Here is a 12,820-nt window from a genome sequence, read left to right as displayed (position 1 = left end):
TGCTAGGTATCCCTCTCTTCCCTGAAAAAAGAAAAGCTGGAAAAACCGATTGTCCGGGAGCCGATCGCGCCATCGGCGCGATCGGAAAAGTCAGGAGGCCGTCGGGATTAGACCAACATGCTCATCGGGTTTTCGATATAACCCTTGAATGCCTTGAGCAGCTCAGCGCCCAGAGCACCATCCACGGTGCGGTGGTCGGTAGAGAGGGTAACGGTCATCACGGTCGCAACCTTGATTTCGTCACCTTCAATCACCGGACGTTTCTCACCAGCACCCACGGCCAGAATGGTCGAATGCGGCGGGTTCACCACAGCAGAGAAGCTCTTGACGCCCATCATGCCCATGTTGGACACAGCGGTCGTTCCACCCTGATATTCTTCAGGTTTAAGCTTGCGTTCCTTAGCGCGCTTGCCCATGTCTTTCATCTCGTTGGAGATGGTGGACAGGGCTTTTTCCTCAGCCTTACGGATGATCGGAGTGATAAGACCACCTTCGATGGAAACAGCAACACCCACGTCAACATGCTTATGCTTGACCATGTTGTCAGACGTCCAGGAGACGTTGGCATCAGGCACATCACGCAGAGCAAGAGCCAGAGCCTTGATCACCATGTCGTTGACAGACAGCTTGTAGGTCGGCTTGTCGTCTTTGCGCGGAGCCGAATTGTTCAGCTGGCTACGCAGAGCGAGCAGGTCGTCCAGTTGGCAGTCAACCGACACATAGAAGTGCGGAATGGTCTGCTTGGCTTCGGTCAGGCGTTTTGCAATGGTCTTGCGCATGCCATCGTGCGGAACCAATTCGTAAGAGCCTTCAGCGAAGTTCTTGAGAACCTGTTCGTCGGACGGACCGGCAGGAGCAGCAGCGGCAGGCGCCGGAGCGGCAGCTGCTTTTGGTGCGTCTGCAGCAGCCGGAGCACCGGCTTTGGCAGTGCCCGCTTCAATCGCAGCATCCACATCGCGCTTGACGATACGGCCACGCGGGCCGGTGCCGGAGATCTTGGCCAGATCCAGATCATTGAGTTTGGCCAGACGGCGAGCAAGCGGAGAAGAGAAGATGCGGTTGCCATCAGCAGCCGTTGGCGCAGGGCCAGCAGCCACATTGGCTTCGGGAGCAGCAGCTGCAGGAGCAGCCTCTTCCTTGGCCGGAGCCGCATCAGCAGCAGGTGCAGCAGCCGGAGCACCAGCGTCAAAGCCGTCCAGTGCAGAGGCGTCTTCACCTTCTTCCAGAAGCAGGGCAATCGGAGCATTCACAGCAACGTCAGCGGTACCAGACTCGACAAGAATCTTGCCGATGGTGCCTTCGTCAACAGCTTCCACTTCCATGGTTGCCTTGTCGGTTTCGATTTCAGCAATGACATCACCGGAAGTGATCTCGTCGCCTTCTTTCACCAGCCATTTGGCAAGCGTACCGCTCTCCATGGTTGGAGAAAGGGCCGGCATCGTAATTGTTACAGGCATAATCTCTCTCCTTTAAGCGGTGTAGGTGACAGCTTTAACAGCACCAATCACCTCGGCAACGGTTGGCAGAGCCAGCTTTTCGAGGTTTGACGCGTAAGGCATCGGAACATCCTTGCCGCAAACGCGAGCAACCGGTGCGTCCAGATAATCGAACGCCTGATCCATGACGCGGAAAGCAACTTCCGAAGAGGTGGAAGCCTGTGGCCAGCCTTCTTCAACAACAACACAGCGGCCGGTCTTGATAACCGAGCGGATGATTGTTTCAGTGTCCAGAGGACGGATCGTACGCAGGTCGATGACCTCGGCTTCGATGCCTTCCTTGGCCAGCTCTTCAGCTGCATTGAGAGAATACTGCATGCCCATGCCAAAGGAAACGATGGTCACATCCTTACCCTTACGAGCAATCTTGGCCTTGCCGAGAGGAACAATAAAATCATCAACATCAGGCACATCGAAGCTGTGACCATAGAGGATTTCGTTCTCAAGGAAGACAACAGGGTTGTCAGACCGGATCGCAGACTTGATGAGGCCCTTATAGTCAGCAGCGCTGTAAGGATGCACAACAACAAGGCCAGGAACCTGGCTGTACCATGCGGTGTAATCCTGAGAGTGCTGGGCAGCCACGCGGGCAGCAGCGCCGTTCGGACCACGGAACACGATCGGGTTATGGATCTGGCCACCAGACATATAAAGAGTCTTGGCGGACGAGTTGATGATGTGGTCAATCGCCTGCATGGCGAAGTTGAAGGTCATAAACTCGACGATCGGACGCAGACCAGCCATAGCAGCACCGGCAGCAAGACCGGTAAAGCCATGCTCGGTGATTGGCGTATCGATCACGCGGCGCTCACCGAACTCGTCCAGCATGCCCTGAGAAATCTTGTAGGCACCCTGATATTGAGCCACTTCTTCACCCATCAGGAAGACGTCGTCATCGCGGCGCATTTCCTCGACCATGCCGTCACGCAAAGCTTCACGAACGGTTTGGGTCTTCATCGGTGTGCCTTCCGGCACTTCCGGCTCGTCTTCAACATCGGGCAACGTTACCGGTGCTTCGGATTTTGGCTCGGCAGGAACCGAAGCAGGAGCCGCTGGCGCTTCTTCAGCAGCAGGTGCAGCATCGGTGGAGACATTGTCCAGAGCGGAAGCATCTTCGCCTTCTTCGAGGATCAGGGCGATCAGTTCATTGACTTTGACACCTTGGGCGCCTTCAGCAACGACGATTTTGCCAAGAGTGCCCTCTTCGACAGACTCAACTTCCATGGTGGCTTTGTCGGTTTCGATTTCCGCGATCACGTCGCCGATTTCGACCTTGTCACCTTCTTGCTTGACCCACTTGGCCAGATTGCCTTCTTCCATGGTTGGGGAGAGGGCCGGCATAAGTACTTTAATTGGCATAATTCAATCCCTTCACCTTACAGAGGCATATAAATATCGGTCCAGAGTTCGGATTCATCCGGCTCAGGATTGGACTGTGCAAAGTCGGCAGCGTTGGAGACGACGGCGCGAATATCCTTATCGATGGACTTCAGCTCGTCTTCGGAAGCAAAACCACCATCAATCAGACGCTGACGCACCTGCTCGATCGGATCATGCTCATTACGCATTTTCTGCACTTCTTCCTTGGAACGATATTTCGCCGGGTCGGACATGGAGTGTCCGCGGTAGCGGTAGGTGATCATTTCGAGGATATAAGGCCCCTTGCCCTCGCGTGCCCATTCAATGGCGCGTTCAGCAGCAGCCATAACAGCGCGCACGTCCATGCCATCAACCTGCTCACCAGGGATGCCGAATGAAATACCGCGCTGGGAAAGATCTGTGTTGGATGAAGAACGCTCAACTGAGGTTCCCATGCCATATTTGTTGTTTTCGATCACGTAGATCGCAGGCAGGTTCCACAGCTTCGCCATGTTGAAGCTTTCATAAACCTGACCCTGGTTGGATGCGCCGTCGCCCATGTAAATAAAGGAGACATTGTCATTGCCACGATACTGGTTGGCAAAAGCAAGGCCGGTGCCGATGGAGACCTGAGCCCCTACGATGCCGTGACCGCCGAAGAAATTCTTCTCGCGGCTGAACATATGCATCGAGCCGCCTTTACCCTTGGAGTAACCGTCTTTGCGGCCGGTCAATTCAGCCATCACCCCTTTGGGGTCCATATCACAGGCCAACATATGCCCGTGGTCACGATAAGAGGTTACCACCTGATCGCCGTCCTTGGATGCCATCTGCATGCCAACGACCACTGCTTCCTGTCCAATATAAAGGTGACAGAAGCCGCCGATCATGCCCATGCCATAAAGCTGGCCGGCTTTCTCTTCGAAACGGCGGATCAAAAGCATTTCACGATATGCGTGAAGTTCCTGATCCTTATCAAATTCTACAATTGTGCGATTAACCGGGGTGCGGGATGCCCCCTTCGCCGCCTTCTTGGCGGCGCTAGACGCGGATGCTGCCATGTTGCTGCTCCCTAAAGCGTTTCCATGCATGTAAGATAATTTAGGGAGTTCTAATCTGCAATTGAAGATCGCACGAGTAATCCACCGAAAAATAATTGTTAACTTACTGATATTTAATAATAAAACACATTTAACTAGATTCTAGTTAAAAAAAATCTGTCACCCAAATTTCGGTTAATTATTGAAAATAACGATCTCATTCGGATCAGCGAGATCAAGATAGGCGCGAGCCCGTTCATCCATCATGTCAGGATCAAGAGTATCCTTACGGAACAGGGCGATACGATGTTCGGCGGCTTCACGCTGATACCGCAAGGAGAGCAAATCAGCCTCCAAAGCGTCAGCCTGCACCTTCATACCTGCAAGAGCATACACGCCATAGCCGCCATGCAGCGTATGATACACGAAATAAGCGATAACGAACAGGAAAAAGAAGGGAAGCGCCAACTGGCGCAATACAGAATTTTTTCGTTGGCGTGTTGCCATACCGTACACCCTACACAACTCGGTTATCAGGCAGTACGCAAAACCTTTTCTGCCTGACACGGTTTCTATTTAGCCCCCTTAGCGTTAACAAACGCTTTCCAAAAACACATCAGACAGGAAATTTGCATATTTTTTTGGTATATAAAAAGTTAATTAATTCAATGAGTTAATAAATTACTTACAAAGACGCTCGAGCCATCCCTTTCGATTCTTCAAGTGTGTCAAAATGAAGCCACACGCCTTTTTAGGACAGGAATAACAAGCATTTGATCTTGATCATGGGAGAGGATCAGCCCACAAGTAACAACAGCCTATGCCACAAGAAGAATGACTGAGACCTTATTGTCTCATGTGCTTTCAAACTTGCTGACAGCCAAGCCAACGATCGGGGCCAACACATGCATATCCATAGCAGACGCCTTCCTGTTTTTACGGACCTGCGCGATTTCATTAAATTCTGCGAGGAGCAGGGTGAGCTGATCCGTATTTCAGAGCCGGTCAGCATGAAGCTTCAGGCAACGGAATTGCAGCGCCGCGTCATGACAAAGAGCGGCCCTGCCCTGCTGATAGAAAACCCGATCAAATCCGATGGTACACTCAGCGCCATGCCTGCATTGATCAATCTGTTTGGCACGGTCAAGCGAGTCGCCTGGTCGCTCGGCTGCAACGAAGAGGAACTCATCGCCTTTGGTGAATTCCTGGCCTATTTGCGCCAACCTCAACCGCCCGAACGCTCAGAGATTCTTCCTGCCATTGGCCCACTACTGAAGGCAGCCACCAGCCTGAGAGGCAAAGTACAAAGCCGGGCGCAATGTCAGCAAGTGATCCATACCGGTGAGGATATCGATCTGGACACCCTCCCCATCCAGACCTGCTGGCCTGAAGAGCCAGCGCCGCTTATTACATGGCCCATTGTCATCACAAAGCCTGCCGCAAGTGACGAAATCAAGAGCTATAACTGGGGCGTCTATCGCATCCAGCAGGCCAGCAAAAACACGCTTATCATGCGCTGGCTGGAAAATCGCGGCGGAGCGGCACACTTCCGGCAATGGAAAGCGCAAGGGCAAGACATGCCCATCGCCATTGCGATTGGCAGCGACCCGGCAACGATCATGGGGGCAGTCACCCCTATTCCGGAAACCTTGAGCGAAGCACAATTCTCAGGCCTGTTCCGAGGCAAACCGACTCAGCTGGTCAAAGCCAAGACCCAGCCGCTGCTCGTGCCAGCCAATGCCGAAATCGTCATTGAGGGCACGGTATCCGCCACAGAAACTCTACCCGAAGGCCCATACGGCGACCACACCGGCTACTATAATGCCGTGGAGCAGTTCCCCAAGGTGACCGTCACCGGCATCACCCATCGCAAAGACCCGATCTACCTGTCCACCTATACAGGCCGCGCACCCGATGAACCCTCGGTTATTTCCGAAGCCCTCAACGATGTCTTCATGCCGCTGGTGCGACAGGCCTTCCCTGAAGTCGTAGATTGCTGGCTGCCACCAGAAACGGCGTCCTATCGTGTCGCCGTCATATCCATTGACAAACGCTACGCCGGACAGGCCCGCCGTGTCATGATGGGCATGTGGTCGATGCTGCCGCAATTCAACATGACCAAGCTGATCATCATCGTTGATTCTCACATCAACGCCCGCAGCTGGGAAGACGTCATGTGGGCCGTTGCCACCAAGGCAGACCCTGCGCGCGATCTCTTGCGGGTGGACAACACACCCATCGACTATCTCGACTTTGCCTCCCCTCTTGAGGGACTCGGAGGCAAGCTGGGGATTGACGCAACCGACAAGATCGGGTCGGAAACAAGCCGCGAATGGGGCCGCGAATTGAAAATGGACCCGAAAACCATTCACGAGGTCGACGATCTGGTCGCCAAGCTCAAACTCTAAAACCAGAGGGCAGGACACGCTTCACCATGCAGGACAGAAAAAAGATCGGCCTTGTTGTCACCGGCGCATCCGGCTCGCTTCTGGGCTTTCACGCCATGAAACTGATGAAAGCACTGAAAGAAAGCGGCCAGCCACTAGAGCTTCATCTGCTCATAACGTCTGGCGGAGAGACAACAGCGAAGCTCGAACTGACAGAAGGGAAAATCGAAGAGCTCAAGGAATGCGCCGATCATTGCCATGATGATCACAATCTGGCCGCGTCCATCGCTTCTGGCTCCAATCCCCTCGATGGCCTGCTTTTTGCGCCCTGCTCCATTCGCAGCCTTGCTGCCATTGCCTATTGCCAGACAGACAGGCTATCGATACGAGCGGCAGACGTGATGCTGAAGGAACGCCGCAAACTTGTGCTGGCCGTTCGGGAAACCCCACTGCATCTGGGACACATTCAGGCCATGGAACAAGTGACCCGCATGGGCGGGATCGTCGCCCCGCCGGTTCCTGCCTTCTATCTCAAACCAGAAAGCATTGACGCCATGCTGGAGCAAAGCGCCGCGCGCCTGCTCTCCCAGCTTGATATCGATGCTTCTTCCGTTTTGCAGCGTTGGAGCTAGAGAAACAAATCGCAACCGGCAACCCGATTGCCTCTTCAGGATAAAAGCTGAACAAAAACGGCAAGAGACCTGACAGACGACACCCCATTAGCTAAAGTCCCTTGAGGCAAACGCAATCACAGGGGGACAAAATGCTGCTTTTGCGTTTATTCGGGGTCACACTGGTCGGCTTCTGGCGACTTATCATCGGCATCATTCTTGGTACGATCCTCTATATCTACTGCTTTCTTTATCAGGAGCAGATCTATACGAGCGTGCATACCGCATCTCGCATTGTTATCGATTGGATCGACCACCAACCCTATATCCTCACCTATGCCAAATGGTTTGAGCTTCTCAAAATAGACGACAAGCTCGCCTTTGCGCTCTATGTGCTATTCGGACGCCTCGCCTGGATGCTTATTGAAAGCAGCTGGCATTTCCTCCTTCGCAACAGCACGCGATAACCCCAAAACATCACCTATCGGCGAAACCTGCCGCCCTTGAGCCGTCGATCTCGTTCTCGAACACACCGTCGGGCGCTTTCATTGTCTCTCGCCAAGGACTAACACAAATAGAGGCTCGTGATAGCCACGAGCCATTATCCTCTTTAAAACAGTACTTTCTTTAAATTATATTTCATACCCAATGAAATTATATTATTTCATTTCCAATGCAATATATTTCAAGAAACAACGTGAGATTGCTCTTGAAATAATCACGCTTTTGAGATAAATACACCCACGGTCGGCAGTTCACCAAGGCGTCACTGCTTCTTTGAAGAGCTAAACCTGCCACCATAATGACCCGACACTTATCCCCGTGCCGCGTCGCAAGAGTGACCACGACTGACAATGATCGGCACAAGTCGAGGATAAGTCATGTCTAAACAAACGATTCCCTTTCAGGTCGACGATATTTCTGCGCTTGCCAAATCCCTTAAAATGGCAGCCGGACAAGCCAACATTGCACCCAGTCATGTTGAATGGCTCAATGTTTTGGCGCGGGCGGCCGGTTATAAGAATTTCCAACATTTCAGAGCCAATCACGCAGCAGAGCAACGGCTAGCAAAGCCCTCTGGACCGATTGAGGCAATTGATCATCATCTCATCGAACAAACCTTGCGCCATATAAGCTCGGAAGCAATCTTACTCCGTTGGCCAAGCAGGAAGGCGCAAAAAGACTTGTGCCTCTGGTGGCTCTGGTCTCTGTTCCCCGCTCATGCCTCTCTCACAGAAGGTGAGGTCAACACCTTGTTGAAGAGCAAGAATGGCTTTGAGGATCACGCGATCCTGCGCCGTGCTTTGGTGGACCTACAATATCTCACACGCACAGCAAACGGCGCCGAGTATCGACGCAAGGAAATGCCGCCGCCAGCAACGGCCCGCACCTTCATACAGCTGATGAAGGCCCGCAAGGAACAGACAGGCACACCATCCAGAACCTGATTGCCCGCCGCCAGTCTGAACGACCGTTCGAATTCCCTTTGAAATCCATCGTGGCACATGCAGAGAAATGCCCTGACTTGAAAAAGCTTGGCAAAACTGCCCCACGGGAAAGCGAGATAGTATGCCCGCTTCACTGCACAAAATCATGGCCAGGAGCCAGACCATTCATACCAGCAAAGGCCCCATCGAATATGCATGCAATGGAAACAGCCAAGCTCCAGCCTGCCTTCTCATTCACGGAGGCATGGGCGGCATCGACCAAAGCGCCTTACTTGGCATCGCCACACTTGGTTCGTGCCCCGCAATCAGAACAATCCCCCTATCCCGACCGGGCTATCTTGGCTCACCCCTCTCTGGCCGGAAATCTCCAAAAGAACAGGCCGACCTCTTTGCCGGCCTGCTGGATGAATTGCAGATAGACCGTGCGGCGATCATGGCCATATCAGCAGGAGGCCCATCAGCGATCGAGTTTGCGGCGCGATATCAAGACAGATGCGCCGCACTCATACTTGTTTCATGCTGCACCACGCTTTTACCAGTCAAACGAGCTATTCGTATGAGGCTTGGCCTGATGAGTTTGCTATCGAAGTCCGAGAGCGCGATCGCATGGTTACAAAAGCGCGCCAGACAGGATCCGGCCAAAACGGCAAGCCGATCCATCTCAGATCCGGCATTGCTAAAGCAGGTAAAAGCCGACACGGAGGCATGGCCCCTAATGCAAGCCCTACAAGACAGTCTCTTTGACAGGATGCCGCAACGGCTCCCTGGCACCATCAATGACACTCAGCAGTTTAGCAAAGAAAGAGATATTCCCTTTGCTTGCATCCAGTGCCCAACCCTGATCATTCACGGAGAGAGAGATCCCGTCGTGCCATTCGACCACGCCTTGATCGCACAACAGACGATCAAGACTGCCGAGCTTCACCCCGTTAAGAACGCAGAGCATGTTGCATTGTTTACGCATCTCGAAGAGATACGCAGCTTGGTCAGCTCTTTTCTTGAAGCGCAGCAAGCAGATACAACAAAGACGTAGAAGCTTTCGGCGCAAACAAGGCGGGCCGGTTGCCCATTTCAATCCTGCCCGTTATTCCGCCGGTACAGAACTCGTGTTAACTGGCAGGAAGACCGAAGAATTGATCAACTTACGGACCACTGCGAACCAATAGAAGATATAGGCAATGCCGCAGGTAAAAATGCTCAGAATGAACCAGATGACCGCATGGCCAATAATCTGCCCCAGATTAAAGTCGACATGCAGGCGCGCCAGTTTGCCGCCATGCTGGTCAACGAGAAATGTCTGGTTCAGCGGCGCTTTTGCCAGATAATAAGGTGCGATCACCGCACCAAACCCAAAAGTAATTAAGCTGAGAAAAAACCAGAGAATAATCAGTCCCAGAGCTTCCAGCAATTGAAACTCACATTTGAAACCACTCATTTATCAAAGTCCTTATCTTGATATTCAAGCATCGCCAAGGGTCTGTCAGCCCCTAAAGAATGCTGTCCCACAACGGGAATTTCATATAATTAATCACACATACCGACAATTGCACAACTTATAGTAAAGACCAGTTTTACTCAATCAAGTCTCTGCTATTACAAACAAAAACCGGCGCGCCCAATGGACGCGCCGGTCAAAAATTCAAGTTTCAAGCTCGAACCGAATGGTCCTACAACCTGATATTAGCCCTTCAGAATGGAACGGCCAGCAAACTTAGCCATTGGGCCAAGCTCTTCTTCGATACGGATCAGCTGGTTGTATTTTGCCAAACGGTCCGAACGGGAAAGAGAACCGGTTTTGATCTGACCGCAGTTGGTAGCAACAGCAAGGTCAGCAATGGTTGCATCTTCGGTTTCACCAGAACGGTGGGACATAACAGCGGTGTAGGATGCTTTATGTGCCATTTCAACAGCTTCCATGGTCTCGGTCAGGGAACCAATCTGGTTCACTTTAACGAGGATGGAGTTGCCAACGCCCATTTTGATGCCGTCTTTGAGGCGGGCGGTGTTGGTTACGAACAGATCGTCGCCAACCAGCTGGCATTTGTCGCCGATTTTGGCGGTCAGCAGTTTCCAGCCTTCCCAATCGTCTTCGTCCATGCCGTCTTCGATGGAGATGATCGGATAGGAAGCAACCAGGTCAGCGAGGTAATCAGCCATGCCGGCAGAATCGAGAACCTTGCCTTCGCCTTTGAGGTTGTATTTGCCATCTTCGTAGAATTCGGAAGAAGCGCAGTCCAGAGCGAGGTAAACGTCTTCGCCCGGTTTGAAGCCAGCGTCCTTGATGGACTGCATGATGAAGTCCAGAGCAGCTTTGGTGGATTCAAGGTTCGGTGCGAAACCGCCTTCGTCACCAACAGCGGTGTTGTGACCAGCTTTGGATAGGTTCTTTTTCAGAGCGTGGAAAACTTCTGCGCCCATGCGAACAGCTTCTTTGATGCTGTCAGCGCCAACCGGCATGATCATGAATTCCTGAACATCGATTGGGTTGTCAGCATGCTCACCGCCGTTGATGATGTTCATCATCGGAACTGGCAGGGTGCAAGCGTTCATGCCGCCAACATAGCGGTAGAGCGGCAGACCGGCAGCAGCAGCAGCAGCCTTGGCAACAGCCATAGAGGTGCCGAGAATGGCGTTTGCGCCAATGCGGCCTTTGTTTTCGGTGCCGTCAAGCTCAATCATGACCTTGTCAAGCTGGATCTGGTTTTCAGCGTCCAGACCTACCAGAGCATCAAAGATTTCGTCATTGACGGCTTCGACAGCTTTGGTGACACCTTTGCCGCCGTAACGTTCTTCGCCATCGCGCAGCTCGTGCGCTTCGTGAACGCCGGTAGACGCGCCTGATGGAACGGCAGCGCGGCCCATGGAGCCATCTTCGAGAACAACGTCAACTTCAACGGTAGGGTTACCGCGGCTGTCAAGGATCTCGCGACCCACGATGTCAATAATTGCGGTCATGATCGTACCTCAATTTGCATGATTTGGTTAAAGTCAGATGCTCGATTATCTATCGAAATTTGCGAGAGAATCATAGAGCAAGAAACAGTTTTTATGCACAAATGAACCCTAGGGGAGCATTTTGTCAGTCCGATTACAGCCATTTGCGATCCGGCGCTTTGATCTGTGTAAAATTAGGCTTTAGTATTAAGCGAAATTGCGCAAATTCTCGCATCCACGAATCGTACTTGTGCATTTTAGGACTTGCGTAAGGATAGCAACGCTCCAAATGCCTCAAATGCAATCAGAAAATTCCTCCGGCATCATTTATGCGCTTATGATTGCTAATCCCCGATTGTGCGTTTTTTATGGACAATTCCTGTAAGTCCCTTCCCATGGGCGACCATAATGAAAAGAATGGTCAAGCACGCGAGACATACGGACAGAAGAATCCTCAACCAGCCAACAAACGAGGCCCTCAAGTGACTGAACTGATTATCACCAACGGCGATCAGGCCGCAGATCTTCTCACACAGGCGGGCATTGGCGATACTGTATTGCCATGGCGGGATGTTTTGCATGAAGGCCCTGTGCCGGATGCAGATGACACGATCTTTGCAACCCTGCGAGCGCAGACACTTGCAGACGGCCATGTCGTAACCCGGGAAAAGGTTCAGGAAGATTTCAAGGCGCGGCTCGAGCTGCTGCGCAATCATCAGAAGTTTGAGAAGATCGAACTCTGGTTCGAGCATGACCTCTATGACCAGCTTCAGATCTTGCAGATCCTCGACATGTTGAGCCGGTTTGGCCGCATAAACAATGTCACAATCGTCCAGTCACCCGCTTATCTGGGCATGCAATCCGCCGACAGGATCGGCAGGCTGCAAGAGTTGTCTCTGCCGGTCCTTGATCGCATGTTTGCCTTCGCCTCGCGCACCTGGAAAGCCTATGTATCCGGAGGACCGGAAGCCATAGATGAAATCAGGCGGGATGCGATTCCCGGTTTTCCTTTCATGGGGCAGGCCTTGCTGCGCCTTTTACAGGAATTGCCCGGACCGGATGGCCTCTCGCGTACCGAGCGGCAGATCCTTTATCGCCTCAATCGCGGCGTCAATCGACCCGGCATGTTGTTTGCGCAAGTGCTCAATATGGAAGAAGCGGCCTTTCTGGGAGACTGGAGTTTTTTCCGGATTCTCTCGGCCTTGCAATTCTGCGCACGCCCGACCCTGACCGGCCTGCCGCAGGAGTTCCAGCCGCGCATTTTCGAAGATGGCGCCCAGCGCAAGGAATTCATCACCGCTCAGCTTCACATTACAGAATTTGGCAAAAGCCTGCTTGATGGCAAGGCCGACTTCATTTCTGAAAATGCACTGCATCGCTGGTGGGGTGGCACGGAACTCACAACCACCGACCATTGGCGCTGGCAGGATGAAGGAGAAGTCCTTAGGCATCACCGCGCCGCTTGATGGCTCTGCAACTGCAGGTGAAAGAAAAGAAAAAAGGTGCCAGGACTTGATCCCGACACCTTTTCTCACCACCGTTTAT

Annotated in this window: 12 protein-coding genes; 6 read left to right on the top strand and 6 right to left on the bottom strand. The window is 52.6% G+C overall.

Going from position 1 to position 12,820, the window contains the following annotated elements; translation table 11 throughout:
* Window positions 1-107 precede the first annotated feature (107 nt).
* The 4 genes from ACKPCT_RS05345 to ACKPCT_RS05330 all read right to left on the bottom strand — a co-directional run bounded on the left by ACKPCT_RS05345 (window position 108) and on the right by ACKPCT_RS05330 (window position 4,402).
* Window positions 108-1,457 carry a pyruvate dehydrogenase complex dihydrolipoamide acetyltransferase gene (locus tag ACKPCT_RS05345; RefSeq protein ID WP_319568605.1) on the bottom strand — a complete coding sequence of 450 codons (1,350 nt, stop codon included), beginning with the start codon at window positions 1,455-1,457 and terminating at the stop codon, window positions 108-110.
* A gap of 12 nt (window positions 1,458-1,469) precedes the next feature.
* The gene (locus ACKPCT_RS05340) at window positions 1,470-2,855 is read right to left on the bottom strand and encodes a pyruvate dehydrogenase complex E1 component subunit beta (RefSeq protein ID WP_319568604.1); all 1,386 of its coding nucleotides are present in this window, start codon (window positions 2,853-2,855) and stop codon (window positions 1,470-1,472) included.
* A gap of 17 nt (window positions 2,856-2,872) precedes the next feature.
* Window positions 2,873-3,916 carry a pyruvate dehydrogenase (acetyl-transferring) E1 component subunit alpha gene (gene pdhA / locus ACKPCT_RS05335; protein WP_090071429.1) on the bottom strand — a complete coding sequence of 348 codons (1,044 nt, stop codon included), beginning with the start codon at window positions 3,914-3,916 and terminating at the stop codon, window positions 2,873-2,875.
* 174 nt (window positions 3,917-4,090) lie between these two features.
* Window positions 4,091-4,402: an FtsB family cell division protein gene (locus ACKPCT_RS05330; protein WP_319512928.1), complete on the bottom strand. Its 312-nt coding sequence runs from the start codon at window positions 4,400-4,402 to the stop codon at window positions 4,091-4,093.
* A gap of 398 nt (window positions 4,403-4,800) precedes the next feature.
* Between ACKPCT_RS05330 and ACKPCT_RS05325 the strand changes: the two genes are divergently transcribed.
* The 5 genes from ACKPCT_RS05325 to ACKPCT_RS05305 all read left to right on the top strand — a co-directional run bounded on the left by ACKPCT_RS05325 (window position 4,801) and on the right by ACKPCT_RS05305 (window position 9,374).
* Complete coding sequence (locus tag ACKPCT_RS05325; RefSeq protein WP_319568603.1) at window positions 4,801-6,303, top strand: UbiD family decarboxylase; 1,503 nt, start codon at window positions 4,801-4,803, stop codon at window positions 6,301-6,303.
* 26 nt (window positions 6,304-6,329) lie between these two features.
* Window positions 6,330-6,914 (top strand): UbiX family flavin prenyltransferase, encoded by a 585-nt coding sequence (locus tag ACKPCT_RS05320; RefSeq protein WP_319568602.1) that lies wholly within the window; start codon window positions 6,330-6,332, stop codon window positions 6,912-6,914.
* A 131-nt stretch (window positions 6,915-7,045) separates the two neighbouring features.
* Entirely contained in the window at window positions 7,046-7,360 is a 315-nt protein-coding gene (locus ACKPCT_RS05315) for a hypothetical protein (protein ID WP_319568601.1), read from the top strand.
* A gap of 414 nt (window positions 7,361-7,774) precedes the next feature.
* Window positions 7,775-8,341 (top strand): DUF2087 domain-containing protein, encoded by a 567-nt coding sequence (locus tag ACKPCT_RS05310; RefSeq protein WP_319568600.1) that lies wholly within the window; start codon window positions 7,775-7,777, stop codon window positions 8,339-8,341.
* Between the two features lie 121 nt (window positions 8,342-8,462).
* On the top strand, window positions 8,463-9,374 hold the full coding sequence (locus ACKPCT_RS05305; RefSeq protein WP_319568599.1) for an alpha/beta fold hydrolase: 912 nt from the start codon (window positions 8,463-8,465) through the stop codon (window positions 9,372-9,374).
* Between the two features lie 51 nt (window positions 9,375-9,425).
* On the opposite strand, the gene ACKPCT_RS05300 is transcribed toward ACKPCT_RS05305, so the two are convergent.
* Together ACKPCT_RS05300 and eno are read right to left on the bottom strand one after the other, a co-directional pair.
* A complete protein-coding gene (locus tag ACKPCT_RS05300; protein WP_319568598.1) occupies window positions 9,426-9,776 on the bottom strand; it encodes a DUF6693 family protein in 351 nt (116 codons plus the stop codon).
* Window positions 9,777-10,021: 245 nt separating this feature from the next.
* Window positions 10,022-11,296, bottom strand: a complete 1,275-nt coding sequence (eno, locus tag ACKPCT_RS05295) for a phosphopyruvate hydratase (protein ID WP_090071444.1) — start codon at window positions 11,294-11,296, stop codon at window positions 10,022-10,024.
* 461 nt (window positions 11,297-11,757) lie between these two features.
* Between eno and ACKPCT_RS05290 the strand changes: the two genes are divergently transcribed.
* A complete protein-coding gene (locus tag ACKPCT_RS05290) occupies window positions 11,758-12,741 on the top strand; it encodes a DUF1835 domain-containing protein (protein ID WP_319568597.1) in 984 nt (327 codons plus the stop codon).
* The last annotated feature ends 79 nt before the right edge of the window (window positions 12,742-12,820 follow it).

Source organism: Cohaesibacter marisflavi, from assembly GCF_963665895.2.
Classification (GTDB): Bacteria; Pseudomonadota; Alphaproteobacteria; order Rhizobiales; family Cohaesibacteraceae; genus Cohaesibacter; species Cohaesibacter marisflavi.
This window is presented reverse-complemented; position numbering and strand designations above follow the sequence as displayed.

Bases quoted from the DNA above. Each gene is read 5' to 3' on its own strand.
- ACKPCT_RS05345 (WP_319568605.1), bottom strand. From the start codon at position 1,457: ATGCCTGTAACAATTACGATGCCGGCCCTTTCTCCAACCATGGAGAGC.
- ACKPCT_RS05340 (WP_319568604.1), bottom strand. From the start codon at position 2,855: ATGCCAATTAAAGTACTTATGCCGGCCCTCTCCCCAACCATGGAAGAA.
- pdhA (WP_090071429.1), bottom strand. From the start codon at position 3,916: ATGGCAGCATCCGCGTCTAGCGCCGCCAAGAAGGCGGCGAAGGGGGCA.
- ACKPCT_RS05330 (WP_319512928.1), bottom strand. From the start codon at position 4,402: ATGGCAACACGCCAACGAAAAAATTCTGTATTGCGCCAGTTGGCGCTT.
- ACKPCT_RS05325 (WP_319568603.1), top strand. From the start codon at position 4,801: ATGCATATCCATAGCAGACGCCTTCCTGTTTTTACGGACCTGCGCGAT.
- ACKPCT_RS05320 (WP_319568602.1), top strand. From the start codon at position 6,330: ATGCAGGACAGAAAAAAGATCGGCCTTGTTGTCACCGGCGCATCCGGC.
- ACKPCT_RS05315 (WP_319568601.1), top strand. From the start codon at position 7,046: ATGCTGCTTTTGCGTTTATTCGGGGTCACACTGGTCGGCTTCTGGCGA.
- ACKPCT_RS05310 (WP_319568600.1), top strand. From the start codon at position 7,775: ATGTCTAAACAAACGATTCCCTTTCAGGTCGACGATATTTCTGCGCTT.
- ACKPCT_RS05305 (WP_319568599.1), top strand. From the start codon at position 8,463: ATGCCCGCTTCACTGCACAAAATCATGGCCAGGAGCCAGACCATTCAT.
- ACKPCT_RS05300 (WP_319568598.1), bottom strand. From the start codon at position 9,776: ATGAGTGGTTTCAAATGTGAGTTTCAATTGCTGGAAGCTCTGGGACTG.
- eno (WP_090071444.1), bottom strand. From the start codon at position 11,296: ATGACCGCAATTATTGACATCGTGGGTCGCGAGATCCTTGACAGCCGC.